This is a genomic window from Halosolutus halophilus (genome assembly GCF_022869805.1).
GTDB lineage: Archaea > Halobacteriota > Halobacteria > Halobacteriales > Natrialbaceae > Halosolutus > Halosolutus halophilus.
Window position 1 is genome coordinate 4,633,225 of sequence record NZ_CP094974.1, and the last position, 14,201, is coordinate 4,647,425.

Annotated in this window: 16 protein-coding genes; 10 read left to right on the forward strand and 6 right to left on the reverse strand. The window is 68.5% G+C overall.

Annotated elements, in window-relative coordinates; all coding sequences use genetic code 11:
• Window positions 1–16: 16 nt before the first annotated feature.
• Window positions 17–811, forward strand: coding sequence for a DUF5806 family protein (locus MUG98_RS22900; RefSeq protein ID WP_265109720.1), 795 nt, complete (start codon window positions 17–19; stop codon window positions 809–811).
• Between the two features lie 296 nt (window positions 812–1,107).
• On the opposite strand, the gene MUG98_RS22905 is transcribed toward MUG98_RS22900, so the two are convergent.
• Together MUG98_RS22905 and MUG98_RS22910 are read right to left on the reverse strand one after the other, a co-directional pair.
• Window positions 1,108–1,611: a DUF7529 family protein gene (locus MUG98_RS22905; protein WP_265109721.1), complete on the reverse strand. Its 504-nt coding sequence runs from the start codon at window positions 1,609–1,611 to the stop codon at window positions 1,108–1,110.
• A 99-nt stretch (window positions 1,612–1,710) separates the two neighbouring features.
• On the reverse strand, window positions 1,711–2,493 hold the full coding sequence (locus MUG98_RS22910; RefSeq protein WP_265109722.1) for a lipoate--protein ligase family protein: 783 nt from the start codon (window positions 2,491–2,493) through the stop codon (window positions 1,711–1,713).
• 70 nt (window positions 2,494–2,563) lie between these two features.
• On the opposite strand from MUG98_RS22910, the gene MUG98_RS22915 reads away from it, so the two are divergent.
• From MUG98_RS22915 to MUG98_RS22950, 8 genes are all read left to right on the forward strand, one after another.
• On the forward strand, window positions 2,564–3,442 hold the full coding sequence (locus MUG98_RS22915; RefSeq protein ID WP_265109723.1) for a DUF8155 domain-containing protein: 879 nt from the start codon (window positions 2,564–2,566) through the stop codon (window positions 3,440–3,442).
• A gap of 147 nt (window positions 3,443–3,589) precedes the next feature.
• On the forward strand, window positions 3,590–4,075 hold the full coding sequence (locus MUG98_RS22920) for a PaaI family thioesterase (RefSeq protein WP_265109724.1): 486 nt from the start codon (window positions 3,590–3,592) through the stop codon (window positions 4,073–4,075).
• Window positions 4,076–4,346: 271 nt separating this feature from the next.
• Window positions 4,347–6,248 carry a TAT-dependent nitrous-oxide reductase gene (nosZ, locus tag MUG98_RS22925; RefSeq protein WP_265109725.1) on the forward strand — a complete coding sequence of 634 codons (1,902 nt, stop codon included), beginning with the start codon at window positions 4,347–4,349 and terminating at the stop codon, window positions 6,246–6,248.
• Window positions 6,249–6,253: 5 nt separating this feature from the next.
• Window positions 6,254–7,045, forward strand: coding sequence for a hypothetical protein (locus tag MUG98_RS22930; protein WP_265109726.1), 792 nt, complete (start codon window positions 6,254–6,256; stop codon window positions 7,043–7,045).
• Entirely contained in the window at window positions 7,042–8,421 is a 1,380-nt protein-coding gene (gene nosD, locus MUG98_RS22935; protein ID WP_265109727.1) for a nitrous oxide reductase family maturation protein NosD, read from the forward strand. The genes MUG98_RS22930 and nosD overlap by 4 nt, the downstream gene beginning before the upstream one ends.
• Complete coding sequence (locus MUG98_RS22940) at window positions 8,402–9,328, forward strand: ABC transporter ATP-binding protein (protein ID WP_265109728.1); 927 nt, start codon at window positions 8,402–8,404, stop codon at window positions 9,326–9,328. Before nosD ends, MUG98_RS22940 begins: the two co-directional genes overlap by 20 nt.
• Window positions 9,325–10,260, forward strand: coding sequence for an ABC transporter permease (locus MUG98_RS22945; RefSeq protein WP_265109729.1), 936 nt, complete (start codon window positions 9,325–9,327; stop codon window positions 10,258–10,260). Before MUG98_RS22940 ends, MUG98_RS22945 begins: the two co-directional genes overlap by 4 nt.
• A complete protein-coding gene (locus MUG98_RS22950; protein ID WP_265109730.1) occupies window positions 10,257–10,865 on the forward strand; it encodes a nitrous oxide reductase accessory protein NosL in 609 nt (202 codons plus the stop codon). The genes MUG98_RS22945 and MUG98_RS22950 overlap by 4 nt, the downstream gene beginning before the upstream one ends.
• A 67-nt stretch (window positions 10,866–10,932) precedes the next feature.
• Here MUG98_RS22950 and MUG98_RS22955 read toward each other — a convergent pair whose 3' ends face one another.
• From MUG98_RS22955 to MUG98_RS22970, 4 genes are all read right to left on the reverse strand, one after another.
• Window positions 10,933–11,193 carry a hypothetical protein gene (locus tag MUG98_RS22955; RefSeq protein WP_265112567.1) on the reverse strand — a complete coding sequence of 87 codons (261 nt, stop codon included), beginning with the start codon at window positions 11,191–11,193 and terminating at the stop codon, window positions 10,933–10,935.
• Window positions 11,194–11,209: 16 nt separating this feature from the next.
• On the reverse strand, window positions 11,210–11,371 hold the full coding sequence (locus tag MUG98_RS22960) for a hypothetical protein (RefSeq protein ID WP_265109731.1): 162 nt from the start codon (window positions 11,369–11,371) through the stop codon (window positions 11,210–11,212).
• On the reverse strand, window positions 11,368–11,502 hold the full coding sequence (locus MUG98_RS22965) for a hypothetical protein (protein WP_265109732.1): 135 nt from the start codon (window positions 11,500–11,502) through the stop codon (window positions 11,368–11,370). Before MUG98_RS22965 ends, MUG98_RS22960 begins: the two co-directional genes overlap by 4 nt.
• 155 nt (window positions 11,503–11,657) lie before the next feature.
• Entirely contained in the window at window positions 11,658–12,242 is a 585-nt protein-coding gene (locus tag MUG98_RS22970) for a cysteine hydrolase family protein (protein ID WP_265109733.1), read from the reverse strand.
• Between the two features lie 215 nt (window positions 12,243–12,457).
• Between MUG98_RS22970 and MUG98_RS22975 the strand changes: the two genes are divergently transcribed.
• Entirely contained in the window at window positions 12,458–14,164 is a 1,707-nt protein-coding gene (locus MUG98_RS22975) for an Hvo_1808 family surface protein (protein ID WP_265109734.1), read from the forward strand.
• The last annotated feature ends 37 nt before the right edge of the window (window positions 14,165–14,201 follow it).

Below are 14,201 nucleotides of genomic sequence, written 5' to 3' on the forward strand. Positions count from 1 at the left end.
TAGGAAATGCCAGTCCATGGACGGAGACGAGCACCTCGATCGGCCCGCCGACGACCGACCGGACCGTGCCGATCGGGACGCAGACGCCGATCGCGATCGGGACGCAGACGATCGTGACGTGGCGGCGACCCCCGACGGAGACGCTACCGAACGGGAACACGACTCGACCGATGGGCAACCGGACGCGGTAGCCGACGACGAGACGCCGCCCACCGCGGACGACGAGACGCCGCCCGCCGCGGACGACGACACCTCCCCTTCCTCGGACGGTGAGGGGTCGATGCCCGGCGTTCCCGACCCCGGACCCGAGGCGAACGACGTTCCGGAGGACGTCCGGAAGTACGCCCGGTTCACGAAGATGGACGGCGCCCAGTACGATCGGGTCAACGAGTTCCTCCGCGATCGGACCTACATCACCGCCCGCGAGTGGGCGATCGCCCGCCTCTGTTCGGACTTCCGGACGGAAACCGGCGTGGAGATGACCAAGATCGGGGAGAACCTGCCGGAACTCGTGCCGTTCATGACCGACACCTACACGCCACAGGCGGTCAACCAGGCCCGCTCCTCGTTCGAGGAGAAAGTCCGGAAGGCGGGGGCGACCTTCCTCTACGGGGCGATGTGTGACTTCTTCACCGCTGAGGAACTCGACGACGTGATGTACGAATCGACCGAGATCGCGAAGTTCCTGCTGGAGGTCGAGGGCGTGGACCTCTCCGTCGAGGAGGAACTCGAGGCCGAAGAACGGATCTCGTCGGTGATGCGGGAGGTTCGCGAGGCGAGCGAGGAACTCCGCGAGCAGGAGGCGGAGTGACGGCGTCGAATATCGTAGCTGCTGAACGTCAGTGACACCCGATCGCACGGCCGACGCGCGATCGGCGTGGAAGCGGTTTCAGCGGCCTCCGGGCCGATGGCGATCCACGCTGTCGCCGGGTCCGTGCCCCCTGTTCCCTGTCGAGACTGTCCCGGATCAGTCGGCGACCCGGTTGGGACGCCACCAGCACGTCCGTGTCCATCCGCGCAGCGCATATATTTTCCGACCGCTTTCAGAGTGCGGACTACCGGAGTGGATATCCGACAGGATTCGCGGGCCCGGCCCGCTGACGCGTGCTAGTCCTCGCTCCACGCGCGAACGTCCGACTCCTCGAGGAACAGCGACGGGTCGTCGTGCGAGAAGACGACCCACTCCGCGGCCGATTCCGGCCGAACGTGGAGCAGCAGTTCCTCCTCGTGGAGTGCCCGCTCGAGGACCGATCGCGCGTCCGAGATCGAGTACGTCAGCGGGACGAGAATCGCCGTTTCGCTCGTCTCGTCGCGCTCGACCGCGAGCGCGAACCGCCGGTCAGCACCGTCGGCCGGGCGATAGTACACCTCGGCCGACCCGAAGCGACCGTCGTCGCTGCCGACGACGGACTCGACGAGATCGTACTCGTCCGGCGACACCGCGACGCGAAGTCCAACCCGGTCGTCGCTCTCGATCGGTTCGACGTCACCTGGCTCGAGCACGACGGCCTCCCAGCCGTGCCCCCGGTACTCGTCGGCGATCGCAGTCGCGTCCGCCAGCAGTTCCGCCCACTCCGGTGCCGTCGTGGGTGCGCTCTCCTCGTCGCTCATCGGCATCCCGCTCCGTTCGATCGTGCGTCCATACGCCTCCCGACGGGACGGGGGCGAAAAATAGTGTGTTCACCGTCGATCGCGGGTCGTCCCTGCCGGTCACCGATCGCCGCCGGCGTGATCGCTGTCGTCGTCGTGACCGCTGCCGGCGTGACTCTCATCGTCGTGACCGCCGGCGTGATCGCCGACGTCCTCGACGGCGATCGGTCCGGGGTCGTCCCCGACGAGCGCGTCTTCGACCGCGGTTCGGAGCCGATCCGGATCCCCCGGCCCGCCCGCGGCCCGAACGCTCCCGACCGACGAGGGCGCCAGCGGCACCGCGAGCGCGTCGTAGACGGCATCGAGGGCGCTCGCGAGTTCGTCTCGGTTGGCCACGAGCAGAATGCCGGCGACGAGGGCGGCCCCGCGCTGGACCCGCTGAGCGATCCCGACGAGTTTCCGCCGTCGCCCCTGCGCGTCGATCGCCGAGAGCGAGTGGGTCCCGGGACAGAACGCGTCGTCGGGTTCACCCCGTTCGATATCGAGGCCGAACCCGCCGAGGGTACGCTCCAGTGCGGCCGCGAGGCGATCGTACCGCTCGTCGGTCCCCTCCCGAAAATCGTCGATCGGTTCGGCGCGGGCGAACGCGATAGTCGTCGCGCCGTCGTAGGCGACGGCCCGGCCGCCCACGGTGCGCTCGACGGGTGGGAAGCCGTGCTCCCTGGCGGCCTCCCGGGCGTCGTCGTATCCGTCGCGGCGCGCGTCTCGGCGGCCGAACGCGACCTGCCGGTGGGGGATCCAGACGCGAACCGCGGACTCGCCGTCGCCCGCGACCGAGAGGAGTCGCCGGCTCACGTCGCGATCCGCCTCGATCGTCCCCGCCCGCCCCCGGAACACGTGCATGTCGGGAGCGTTCGTCTCGATGCACCTAAACGCTCCCGGCACGCATCCGTGCGTACGATTCCAGACACTGATGGCCGTCACGCTACCCGAGTCGCTGTTGACCCAGTACGAGCGGTTCTCGCTGTACAACTCGCCGTACCGTGCCCACGACGAGGGCCGGGCGATCGACCTGTATCCCGGCACCCTCCGCGACGGCAGGACCACTGCTGCGCCGAGTCCGGTCTCCGGGACGGTAATCGAGACCCGAACCGTCACGGCCCCGCCGAAACCCTACGCGCCCGACCACGATCACCTGATCCTGCTCGAGTGCGAGGGGCCGGGCGACCTCGGAGGGCTGACGGCCCGCGTGCTCCACGTCGATCCCGCGGTCGAGGCCGGCGATCGCGTCGCCCGCGGGGACTCGCTCGGCGACCTCGTCCGGGCCGGCTTCTTCGCACCGTGGGTCGACAACCACCTCCACGTCGGATTCCGCCCGCCGGACCGGAATCCCTACCGTGCGTCTGGATCGCTCCCGATCGACCTCGGAATCGACCTCGACCCCCTCCGGTGGGACGGGACCGGGACGGTCGTCGCGACCGGCGACACCTACGCCGTCCTCGATGCGCCCACCCACCCCGCACCCGGGGAGACGTTCGTCGGCGTTCGCGCGGACGGCGGCGGTGTTCTCGACGGCGGACTCCCCCACTACGACGGCGGCGGCCTGCTCGATCGGGGCCGTTCGGTTGCGGACGGCGAGTCGGTCTCCCTGAACGGCGATCGACTCGGCGTCGTCGACGGCCGGACGATCGCGTGGGACGACGTGACCGTCACCGCGAACGGCGAGCCGATTACCGGCCTCTCGCTGTTCTGCGCCCGCGACGCCGACTTCGGCGCGAAGCTGATCTGTCCCGATCGATCGTTCGCGGTCGCCGAGTCGCTCCGGGTCCGAGTCGACGCGATCGGCGAGTGATGATACGGATTCGCGTCGACGCGATCGGCGAGTGAGTCGTCGGCTCGATCGGTGGTATCGCGCCGACGATCGAGTCCGGATGAATTCTCGACAACGGGGAATCCGCGAAACGCAGGGATCAAGAGCATCGGTAGCAGACGACGGGTCATGGGCCCGGACCAACCGGATTCGATCGAGGATTACGACGAACTCGAACAGCTGTTGCAGGGCTACATCGAGGAGTACCAGGAGTTCCTCTTGTGGATCGGCACGACCGTCGACGACATCGGTCCCGGAACGATGACGCTCTCGATCCCGTACGACGACAAACTGACGAACGTCCGGCCCTACGCCGACGAGGACGCGCGACCGGACATCCACGGCGGGATCGCGGCGACGCTCATCGACACCGCCGGCGGGTTCGTCCTCCGGACCGAACTCGAGAACCCGATCGCCGTGAGCATCGCCACGATCAACCTGAACGTCAATTACCTCCAGCCCGCGACGGGCGATCTCACGGCGACGGCCGACGTGATCCGCGTCGGCGGCACCGTCGGCGTCAGCGAGGTAACGGTCGAGAGCACGACCCCCGACGGCGAGACGCGAGCGGTCGCGACCGGGCAGGGCGCGTATCGGATCTTCCGACAGGAGTGAGCGTCGGACGTCGCGTGGCGCTGCCAGTCGCGCGCGACCCGATCCGGCCGATCGGTCCCACTCGGACGGCCGTTCTGGACCCGCGATTCGACGAGCGTACGCTCCGGAGTAACTAGCTCCCGTCCCCTCCTTAGCGCTTCGACGAACATCTTCCCCAATTGTTCCACCTGAAGAGAATTTATACGCCCCTCTAATAACTCGCTGTTCCGATCCCCGGGTGTAATCGGCGACCTGCTGTACAGAACTGCGATCGACGTTCCCATCCAGAACGATGACCGACACACCCACTTCGACCGATCGAGACCGGACCGAGACCGACGCGACGACCGCTGGGGCCGATCGAGAGCCGCTGTTCGACCGCATTCCCCGACGCGACTTCATGAAGGCCGGCGCGGCAGCCGGCGCGATGGGGTCGTTCGCCGGCTGTACGGGGCTGCTCAGCGACGACGACCTCCCGTCGGCGGCGGACGTCGGCGCGACCGTCGAACCCGGTGAACACGACGACTACTACGCGTTTCTCTCCGGCGGTCACTCCGGCGAGATCCGCGTCTACGGCATTCCCTCGATGCGTCAGCTGATGCGCATCCCCGTGTTCAACACCGAGAGTGCCCGCGGCTACGGCTACGACGATCGGACCAGCGAGATGCTGGAGGACGCGGGTGGCTACTCGTGGGGTGACACTCACCACCCGCGTATCAGCCAGACGGACAACGACTACGACGGCCGCTGGGCGTTCGTCAACGACAAGGCGAACGGCCGCATGGCCCGCATCGACCTGACGTACTTCGAGACGGACGCCATCGTCGACATTCCGAACCAGCAGGGGACCCACGGGGCCTGCTGTCTGCTCCCCGATACGAAGTACGTCTTCGGCGTCGGCGAGTTCCGCGTCCCGATGCCGAACGACGGGCGCGACCTCGACGATCCCGACAGCTACACCTCGACCATCGCCGCGATCGATCCCGAGACGATGAACGTCGAGTGGGAAGTGTTGGTCGACGGCAACATGGACAACGGCGACGGCGGCAAGGAGGGTCGCTGGTTCTTCGCGACGGGCTACAACAGCGAGAGCGGGGTTTCCGAGAGCGAGATGTCTTCGTCCGACACCGACTGGGTGAAGGCCTTCGACGTCCCCGCGATCGAGGAGGCCGTCGAGGCCGGCGAGTACGAGGAGATCGGCGGCGTTCCGGTCGTCGACGGCACTCGGGGCAGCGCGCTGAACAGCGGCGACCGCCCGGTCGTCCGGTACGTGGACGTGCCGAAGAGTCCACACGGGGTGAGCGTCACGCCCGACGGGGCCTACGCGATCGCGAGCGGGAAACTCGACCCGACCTGTTCGGTGATCGACATCGAGACGCTGGCGGACGCCGACGATCCGAACGAGGCGATCGTTGGTCAGCCCCGCGTCGGGATGGGACCGCTGCACACCGCCTACGACGGCCGGGGCCACGCCTACACGACGCTGTTCATCGACTCGCAGGTCGCCAAGTGGGACATCGAGGCGGCCGTCGAGGCCGAACCGGGCTCCGAGGAACCGGTGATCGAGAAGATCGACGTCCACTACAACCCGGGCCACCTGATCGCCGCGGAGTCCTACACGGCCGACCCGCAGGGCGACTGGCTGGTCTCGCTCAACAAGCTCTCGAAAGACCGGTTCCTCCCGGTCGGACCGATGCACCCGGAGAACGACCAGCTGATCTACATCGGGGACGACGACGCGGGGATGAAACTCGTCAAGGACACCCCGTCGTACGCCGAGCCACACGACGCGTCGATCGTGAGTGCGGACAAGCTCGACCCCGCAAAGGTCTACGATCCCGAGGACTACGACGAGGAGTTCGTCGGGCCGGACGAGAGCGAGGTCGTCCGCGAGGACGGTCGGGTGCACGTGAAGATGTACTCGGTGCGAAACGAGTTCGGCTTCGAGGACGTCACCGTCCAGGAGGGCGACGAGGTGACGGTTACCGTCACGAACGTCGAGGAGACGCCCGACCTGCTGCACGCGCTGGCGATCCCCGAGCACGACGTCAACCTGAAACTCGCCCCGCAGGAGACGCGCGAGGTGACGTTCACGGCCGACGAACCGGGCGTCTACTGGATGTACTGTGCGTTCTTCTGTAGCGCACTGCACCTCGAGATGCGCTCGCGACTGATCGTCGAACCCGCGGAGTGATCACGATGTCCCGCCTCGCACGGCTGACCGAACTCAGGCGCCTCCTCCCGCTGACAGCGGCCGGGCTGTTCCTGCTCGCGCTGACGATGCCGGTGTGGCGGATCGTCCTCACGGCGCCACAATACATGGACCCGCTGGTCGTGGAACTCTACGCGTACCCGCGACTGGGTGGCGACTTCGGGGAGGTACACGCCCTCAACAAGTACGTCGGGTTCTACTACCCCGATCCGGTGTACGTCGACCCGAACTACGACGTTCACGAGAAGGCCGTCGCCGTCCCCGAGTGGGTGCTCGGCCCCGTGGTGTTCGTCGGTCTCGCCGCGGCCAGCGCCGTCGTCGCGCTCCTGCCGGCGGGCCGAACGCTGCGACGCGGCCTGACCGCCTTGGTCGCCGGGACGATCGCGATCTTCGGCGCGATGCTCGCGATCGTCCAGTACCGGCTCTATCAGGCCGGCCACTCGCTCGATCCGGACGCGCCGCTGTCCGGGGTCGAGGGGTTCACTCCGCCGGTCCTCGGGACCTACGAGGTAGCTAACATCAGCGGCAACGCCTGGTTCGGTCCCGGCGGGTACGCGACGGTCGTCGCCGTCGGCCTGCTGGTCGTCGCGTTCCGCTCCCGGGACTCCGGGGCGACGATCCGGGACGTCCCGGCGCTCCTCCGGGCCGGCGTCGATCGCCTCCGCGCCCGGATCCGCCGGTGGCGCGATCGGTCCGGTTCGAGCGGCCGATCGGGTACCGACCGCGAGTCGAACGCGACCGACCCCGCTCGCTCGACCACGGAGGGTGAGTCCACGTGACCGAATCCTGGTTCGCCATCGTCGCCGCGGTGATGCTCGTCGGGTCGCTCGCGGGTGCAGCCGTCGCCGCGACCGACGAATCGGCCGACGATCGGAGCGTCGACGACTGGAGCGCGGACGTGCCGGCCGTCCACGACGTCCCCGTACCCGGCGGAGACGGCACCGCGACCGTCGGCGATCGAGAGTACGACTCGCTGCAGGCGGCGATCGACGCCGCCGAACCCGGGGACGCGGTGCGCCTCGAGGGTCGGTTCGACGAGCGCGTGACCGTCGAGACGCCGAACGTCTCGATCGCGGCCGTCGACCGAGACGGCGCGGTGATCGACGGCGGCGGCGAGGGCACCGTCGTCGACGTCCGCGCCGACGACGTGACGATCGAGGGCGTCTGGATACGCAACTCCGGATCCGACCAGACCGACGACGACAGCGGCGTCCTCGTCAACGGCTCGAACGTCACGCTGTCGGCGCTTCGCCTGACGGAGGTCGACTTCGGCGTCTGGATCGGCGCGGTCGACGACGTGACCGTCGAGCACAGCATCGTCGCCGGCCGCGAGGACGTCACGACCCCCGAGCGCGGCAACGGCATTCACCTCTGGGAGACCACCGACGCGGAGATCAGGGACAACTACGTCACGACCGTCCGCGACGGGATCTACTACCAGTGGGCGGAGGGCGTCGTCGCGGAGGGTAACGTCATGTGGGACCTGCGGTACGGCGTCCACTACATGTACTCGAACGACAACCTGCTGGCGGACAACGTCGCGTTCGACAACGACGTCGGGTTCGCGCTGATGGTCTCCCAGGAACTCTCGCTGCGGAACAACACCGCGGTGAACAACGACGGCTCGAGCGGCCACGGCATCCTCGTCAAGGACGTCGAGAACAGCGAGATCGTCGGGAACGACGTCGTCGGGAACGACAACGGCCTGTACGTCTACAACGCCCAGCACAACCGCATGGCGGACAACCTCGTCCTCGAGAACGACGTGGGGGTGCACGTCACGGCCGGCAGCAGCGGCGAACTCGTGACGGGCAACAGCTTCATCGGGAACGACGACGCCGCGTTCGCGGAGACGAACTCGCAGGTCAGCTGGAACGACACCGATCGGGGCAACTACTGGTCGGACGCCCGCGCCGTCGACCTCGACGGCGACGGGACGAGCGAAGCCCGTCACCAGCCCGCCGGAACCGTCGAACGGGTGGTCCACGACAACCCGCAAGCGGCCGTCTTCGCCGAGAGTCCGGCGTTCGACGCCGTTCGACTGGCCGAGAGTTCGTTCCCGATCGTCGAGACGCCGGGCATCGTCGACCAGCGACCGCTGGCCGAGCCAGCACACGAGGACTGGAGGTCCTACTATGAACATCACGATCACTGACGTCTACAAGCGATACGGCGACGTCGTCGCCCTCGACGGCCCCTCCTTCGAGGTGCCCTCCGGGTCGACGTTCGGCGTCCTCGGGACGAACGGGGCGGGAAAGACGACGCTGTTCGAACTGCTGGTCGGCCACGACCGGCCCGACGAGGGCCGGATCGAGGTCGGCGGCCTCGACGTCGAGCGGGCGGGCCACCGCGTCCGCGAACGCGTCGGCTTCCTACCCGAGCACAGCGGCTTCCCGGCGTCGATGACCGGCCGAGAGGTGCTCTCGGTCCACGCCCGCATCCGCGGCCTCTCGGGCCGCGACGATCGGATCGCGGAGTGTCTCGACCTCGTCGGACTGGCGGACGCCGCCGACCGTCCCGTCTCCGGCTACTCGAACGGGATGGGGCGACGCCTCGGCCTCGCGTCGGTCCTGCTCTCGCGGCCGCCCGTGCTCGTCCTCGACGAGCCGACTGCCGGGCTGGATCCGCGCGGCGTGGCGGCGTTTCACCGCATCGTCGAGCGCATCGACGAGGGGACCGACGCCACGGTCGTCCTCTCCTCGCACGTGCTGAGCGAAGTCGAGCGGCTCTGCGACGAGGTCGCCATCCTGCAGGACGGCCAGCTACGCGCCGCCGGTCCCATCGACGACCTCCGAACCGCGGCCGATCGGGTGACCGTCACGTTCCACCCCGCCGACGATCGGGCGGCGCTGCTCGCGGTCGTCCAGGGTCGCGGCGACGTCACCGACGCGGGCGACGCGATCGAGGTCGGTTGCGACCGCGAGGCCGCGTTCGATCTCGTCGCCGGGATCGACTCCGATCTCGTCGATCGGTTCGAAGTCCGCGAACCGGGCCTGGAAACGGCGTTCCACGAGGCGATCGCCGAGGACCGGTCAGCGGCGGCCGGGGAGGTGGGGGCGTGACTGGCGACCCGACCCGGATCGACGGCGACGACAGCGCGTCGTCCGAACCGACGCCCGACGGCGGCTACGAGGCCGAAACCGGGACCGAGGCTGCGATCGCGACCGGTCTCGCCGCCGAGTCCGGGCGCTGGTACCGGCAACTGTTCGTCGTCGCCGAGACGGAGTATCGGCTGGCGATCCGGAGCCGGTGGGCGATCGCGCTCACCGCGATCTTCGCCGCGTTCGCGCTCGGGTTGACGACCTTCAGCGGCTCCGCGGTGAGTCCTCAGGGGTTCGAGCGAGTCGTCGCGAGCCTCGCCGTGCTCGCTGTCTACCTCGTGCCGCTGGTCGCGTTCGCGTTCAGCTACGACGCCGTGGTCGGCCGGGAGGAGAGCGGCTGGCTCCAGACGCTGTTCGCGCTGCCAGTCTCGCGATCGTGGGTCGTCCTCGGGACGCTCCTCGGGCGGGCGACCGTGCTCGCGAGCGCGACGATCGTCGGGTTCGGCGTCGCCGGCGGGTTCCTCCTGCTCGAGTACGGTCTCGCCGGCTTCGACGCCTACGTCGGCTTCCTGCTCGGGACCGTCGGACTCGGGCTGGCCGTCCTCGCGATCGGCGTCCTGCTGTCGACGATCGCTCGCGAGAAGACCCACGCGCTCGGGATCGCCCTGCTGGCGTGGGCGTGGTTCGTCCTCGTTCACGACCTGCTCGGGCTCGGCCTGGTCGCCGCGTTCGGTCTCTCGGAGACGGCGGTCTCGGCGATGGTGGTGGCAAACCCCACCGCGGTCTTCCGGGCGCTCGTCCTCGGCGCACTCGGTGCCGGCGGAGAGGCCGGCTTCGCCGCCGTGATCGCGTCGTCCGGCCTCTCGACGGGCGTGCTCGTCGCGGCACTGCTCGCCTGGATCGTGGTTCCGACCGCACTCGCGACGATCGCGGTCCGGAGGCGACGACTATGACCCGACGCGATCGCACGCACGACTGCGCTCCCGGCCACTCCGGCGAAGGGGCCGGGAACGCACGCTACTCGCGTCGTCGCGTACTGACCGGCACCGGGGCCGTCGCCGCAGCTGGACTGGTGGGCTGTCTCGGAGCCGACGACGGAGGCCACGAGTCGCCCGCCGGGCCGATCGCCCTGACCGACGGCCAGTCGTGTGACGTCTGCGGGATGACGATCGCGGACCACTACGGGCCCGCGGGACAACTCTTCTACGCCGACGGGAAGCCCGAGGACCGCGACGGGCCGGCCCGATTCGACAGCGTCGGCGAACTGCTCACGTTCCACGCCGAGCGCGTCGCCCGCGGCTGGGAGCTTCGCGACGCGTTCGTCACCGACTACTCGAGCGTCGAGTACGCCCTCACGAAACGGGACGGCGTGATCTACATCTCGAGTCACGTCGAGGTCGGCGCGTTCGCGGACGCGACGACCCTCGACTACGTCGTCGACAGCGGCGTCGAGGGGGCCATGGGCGACGCGATCGTTCCGTTCGCCGATCGGGGCGACGCCGAGGCGTTCGTCACCGTCCACGACGGCGAGATCCGGGGCTGGGACGACCTGCTGTGATCGGACGCGGGGACTGGCGTGGCCGTCGGGCGCGCCTCGGGTACGGGGGACCGCGGTCCGCGTCGTTTCACACTGTGCCGTCGTCCGCCGCCGTCTCGGTCGCGCCGTCGTCGGCGTACTCCGCGCGACGGTAGCGGTGCCAGAGTCGGACGTGGACGGAGAGACCGATCGCCGCGACGAGGCCGAAGTAACAGTAGATGGCGAACTCGACGTACGCGGGGACCGACTCGAGCATCGGGTGATCGTTCGTCTCGCGGCGGATAGCGCCACGCCTGAACGGGTACACGCTCTTTATCGGTCCGTCGCGCGGGCCTCGTCGGGTCCTCACACCCGCGTCCCTCGTTTCAGCGGTTCGAGAGCATTCGGAGCCGCAGCCCCAGGTACACCATGATGAAGCCGAACGTGACCGCGAACAGGTACGCCCCGTCCAGCACCGCGTACACCAGCGCGATCGCGTTCAGCCCGATCCCGAAGACGTACACCGATCGGAGTCGCCGGGGGTTCATTCGTGGGCTCCCTCGTCGCTCGTGGCGTCCCCGTGCGCTTTCGTCACGTCGTGACCCGCCGTCGCGTCGCGACCCGGACCGGGCTGGCGCGGTCGAATCGTCGTCGGACGACTCGGTTGGAATCCTGCCATACCGGGTCGTTAGGAGTCGACCGTGAAAACTGTCGCAGTTCGCGATCGTGGCGCCGATCGGTTCTGGCCGTGGCGGCGCCGATCGGCTTCGATCGCGGTGTCGAATCGGCGGTCGTACTCGACTGTCGAGTCGGCGATCGAGCGACCGTGGCCGATCACTCCGTCTCGGACCCGAACGTCAGGTCGTCGCTCCGGACGACCTCGCCGAACAGGAAGTCGGCGTGTTCGAGCGCGTACTCGTGGTGCTCGTCCTCGATCGCGCCGATGCAGTCTTCGACCAGGAGCGGCCGGAAGTCCCGCAGCCCCGCGCTGCCGGCGGAGTGCAGGACGCAGACGTTCGCGAGGGTCCCGGTGAACACGAGGTCTTTGATGCCGCGGGCGTTCAGCCACCCCTCGAACTCCGTCTTCTGGAAGGCGTCGTAGGTGTGTTTCTCGATAACGTGGTCTCCCTCCTCGACCGGCAGTTCGTCGACGATTTCGGCCTCCCAGGAGCCCTCGACGACGTGCTCGCCCCAGCGATCGAACTCGTCGTAGTAGTGGGTGTCCTCGAACTGGTCGGGCGGGTGGACGTCCCGCGTGAAGACGATCCGGATGCCGGCCTCGCGGGCTCGATCGACGAGCGTCGCGATCGGTTCGATGACTGCCTCGCTGCCCGGTGCGTACAGCGAGCCGTCGGGGTGACAGAATCCGTTCTGCATGTCGACCACGACGACCGCGGTGGTGTCTGGCTCGAGGTGCATGTGTGATGCTACGAACACGACCCCAAAAACGTTCGCGCCCGCGAGACGACCGGGGCGCTGGTTTCCCGACGACGGCGAGGATTCGCGGTCGCCGGACGGTCGCCGAAATCGATCGTCTCACCGCAGCCATCCCCGTCCGGTGTAGCCCTCTCCGTCCGGTAGTCCGATCGGGGCCCTTTTTGCGGTCGCTTCCGTATTGCCACCATCCACCGTTCATGAGATCGACGCGTGTCCCGCTGCTCGTCGCCCTGGTCGTGCTGTCACTGTGTGCCGTTCCGCTGTCGGCGGCCGGGAGTGGTGGCTCGCCGTCGGTGGCGACTGCTGCCGGGATCGATACCGCGCCGTCGTCGGTGACCGCCGTCGACGACCGCACCGGGAGCGCCGGCGCGACCGCGCCGATCGATCGGGCCGCGGCGACGTCGATCCAGGAACGCGACGACGATCCCTCGACCGAGGACACGATCGGCTACGTCGAGGGCTACTGGTACGACGACGAGTTGCCCGTCGACGACCGCGAGGGTGCCACGGTCGAGGACGACGAACTCGATGCGGTCGTCTACCGGGCGATGGCTCGCGTCGAGGTGATCCGGGAGCGGACGTTCGAGGAGGAAGTCTCGGTCGAGATCCAGTCCCGCTCGGAGTACCAGGCCGAACAGGACGGTCTCTTCGTCGATCTCGGTCCGACCGAACGCCTGCAGGAGAACGTCAATTACGAGGCGCTGTTCATGGTCGACAGCGAGACGAACGCGGTCGACGAAGCGAAGACGCTGTACGGTGGCGCGGTCGAGGGCTACTACGAGCCACGGACCGACCGGATCGTCATCGTCTCGAACACCCCCGACGAACCCGAACTGAACGAAGTGATTCTCGGACACGAACTGGTCCACGCCCTGCAGGACCAGCACTTCGACCTGACGAGCTACGATCGGGAGACGATCGACGGGAGCAATGCCGAGAACGGCCTCATCGAGGGTGACGCCGTCGCCGTCGAGCGGGCGTACGACCAGCGATGTGGCACCGAGTGGGAGTGCGTGCTGCCCGCCGGCGGGACGCGCGAAGTCCCCGAGGAAGTCAACTGGGGCCTCTACTTCACAATCTATCTGCCGTACGCCGACGGTCCCGACTACATCGACCACCTGCGCGACCGGGGCGGCTGGGACGCAGTCGACGACGCTTACGACGAGCCGCCGGCCAGCACGGCCGAGGTGATCCACCCCGGTGAGGAACGCGAACCCGCCGATATCGACGTCGCTGACCAGTCGAGCGAGGACTGGACGCAACTCGAGATCGACGGCGAACCGGCCACCGAAACCGTCGGCGAGGCCGGGATGGCCTCGATGTTCGCCGACGGTGCGCTCGACCGAAACCGGCCATCGGTCGTTTCGATGGAGGAGTTCATCGGATCGAGTCTGGGCGATCGCGAGGAGATTCACTACGACCAGCCCTACACCGACGGCTGGGCCGGCGACGAACTGGTGACGTACGTCGACAGCGCGGACGAGACCGACGATCCGGTCGCCGCGGCCGCCGCCGCCGGCTACGTCTGGCGGACCGAGTGGCAGTCGGACGAGGACGCCCAGCAGTTCGTCGACGGCTACCTGCAGTTGCTCGACATCAACGGGGCCGACGCCGTCGACGACAGACGGGACACCTACGAGATCGAGGACGACTTCTCCGGTGCCTACTACCTCGAGAAAGACGGCGCGACGGTGACGATCGTCCACGCGCCGTCGGTCGACGCGCTCGACGAGGTGGAGCAGGGTGCCGCACCCGAGGGCGACGACCGACTCGAGACCGACGGCGACGACGGGACCGCCGAGGCCAGCGCCGAGAGCGACACGATCCCCGGCTTCGGCGTCTCGGTCGCCGTCGTGTCGCTGGTGCTCGGCGCCCTGACGGTCCGGCACGGTCGACGTCGGTAACCGGCGGACTTATAGTTCGCCGTTCGAAGCTCCAGTC

What these genes read in the sequence shown, in the direction of transcription:
- MUG98_RS22900 (WP_265109720.1), top strand. Translation starts at nt 17, where the DNA reads ATGGACGGAGACGAGCACCTCGATCGGCCCGCCGACGACCGACCGGAC.
- MUG98_RS22905 (WP_265109721.1), bottom strand. Translation starts at nt 1,611, where the DNA reads ATGAGCGACGAGGAGAGCGCACCCACGACGGCACCGGAGTGGGCGGAA.
- MUG98_RS22910 (WP_265109722.1), bottom strand. Translation starts at nt 2,493, where the DNA reads ATGCACGTGTTCCGGGGGCGGGCGGGGACGATCGAGGCGGATCGCGAC.
- MUG98_RS22915 (WP_265109723.1), top strand. Translation starts at nt 2,564, where the DNA reads ATGGCCGTCACGCTACCCGAGTCGCTGTTGACCCAGTACGAGCGGTTC.
- MUG98_RS22920 (WP_265109724.1), top strand. Translation starts at nt 3,590, where the DNA reads ATGGGCCCGGACCAACCGGATTCGATCGAGGATTACGACGAACTCGAA.
- nosZ (WP_265109725.1), top strand. Translation starts at nt 4,347, where the DNA reads ATGACCGACACACCCACTTCGACCGATCGAGACCGGACCGAGACCGAC.
- MUG98_RS22930 (WP_265109726.1), top strand. Translation starts at nt 6,254, where the DNA reads ATGTCCCGCCTCGCACGGCTGACCGAACTCAGGCGCCTCCTCCCGCTG.
- MUG98_RS22940 (WP_265109728.1), top strand. Translation starts at nt 8,402, where the DNA reads ATGAACATCACGATCACTGACGTCTACAAGCGATACGGCGACGTCGTC.
- MUG98_RS22950 (WP_265109730.1), top strand. Translation starts at nt 10,257, where the DNA reads ATGACCCGACGCGATCGCACGCACGACTGCGCTCCCGGCCACTCCGGC.
- MUG98_RS22960 (WP_265109731.1), bottom strand. Translation starts at nt 11,371, where the DNA reads ATGAACCCCCGGCGACTCCGATCGGTGTACGTCTTCGGGATCGGGCTG.
- MUG98_RS22965 (WP_265109732.1), bottom strand. Translation starts at nt 11,502, where the DNA reads ATGGCAGGATTCCAACCGAGTCGTCCGACGACGATTCGACCGCGCCAG.
- MUG98_RS22970 (WP_265109733.1), bottom strand. Translation starts at nt 12,242, where the DNA reads ATGCACCTCGAGCCAGACACCACCGCGGTCGTCGTGGTCGACATGCAG.
- MUG98_RS22975 (WP_265109734.1), top strand. Translation starts at nt 12,458, where the DNA reads ATGAGATCGACGCGTGTCCCGCTGCTCGTCGCCCTGGTCGTGCTGTCA.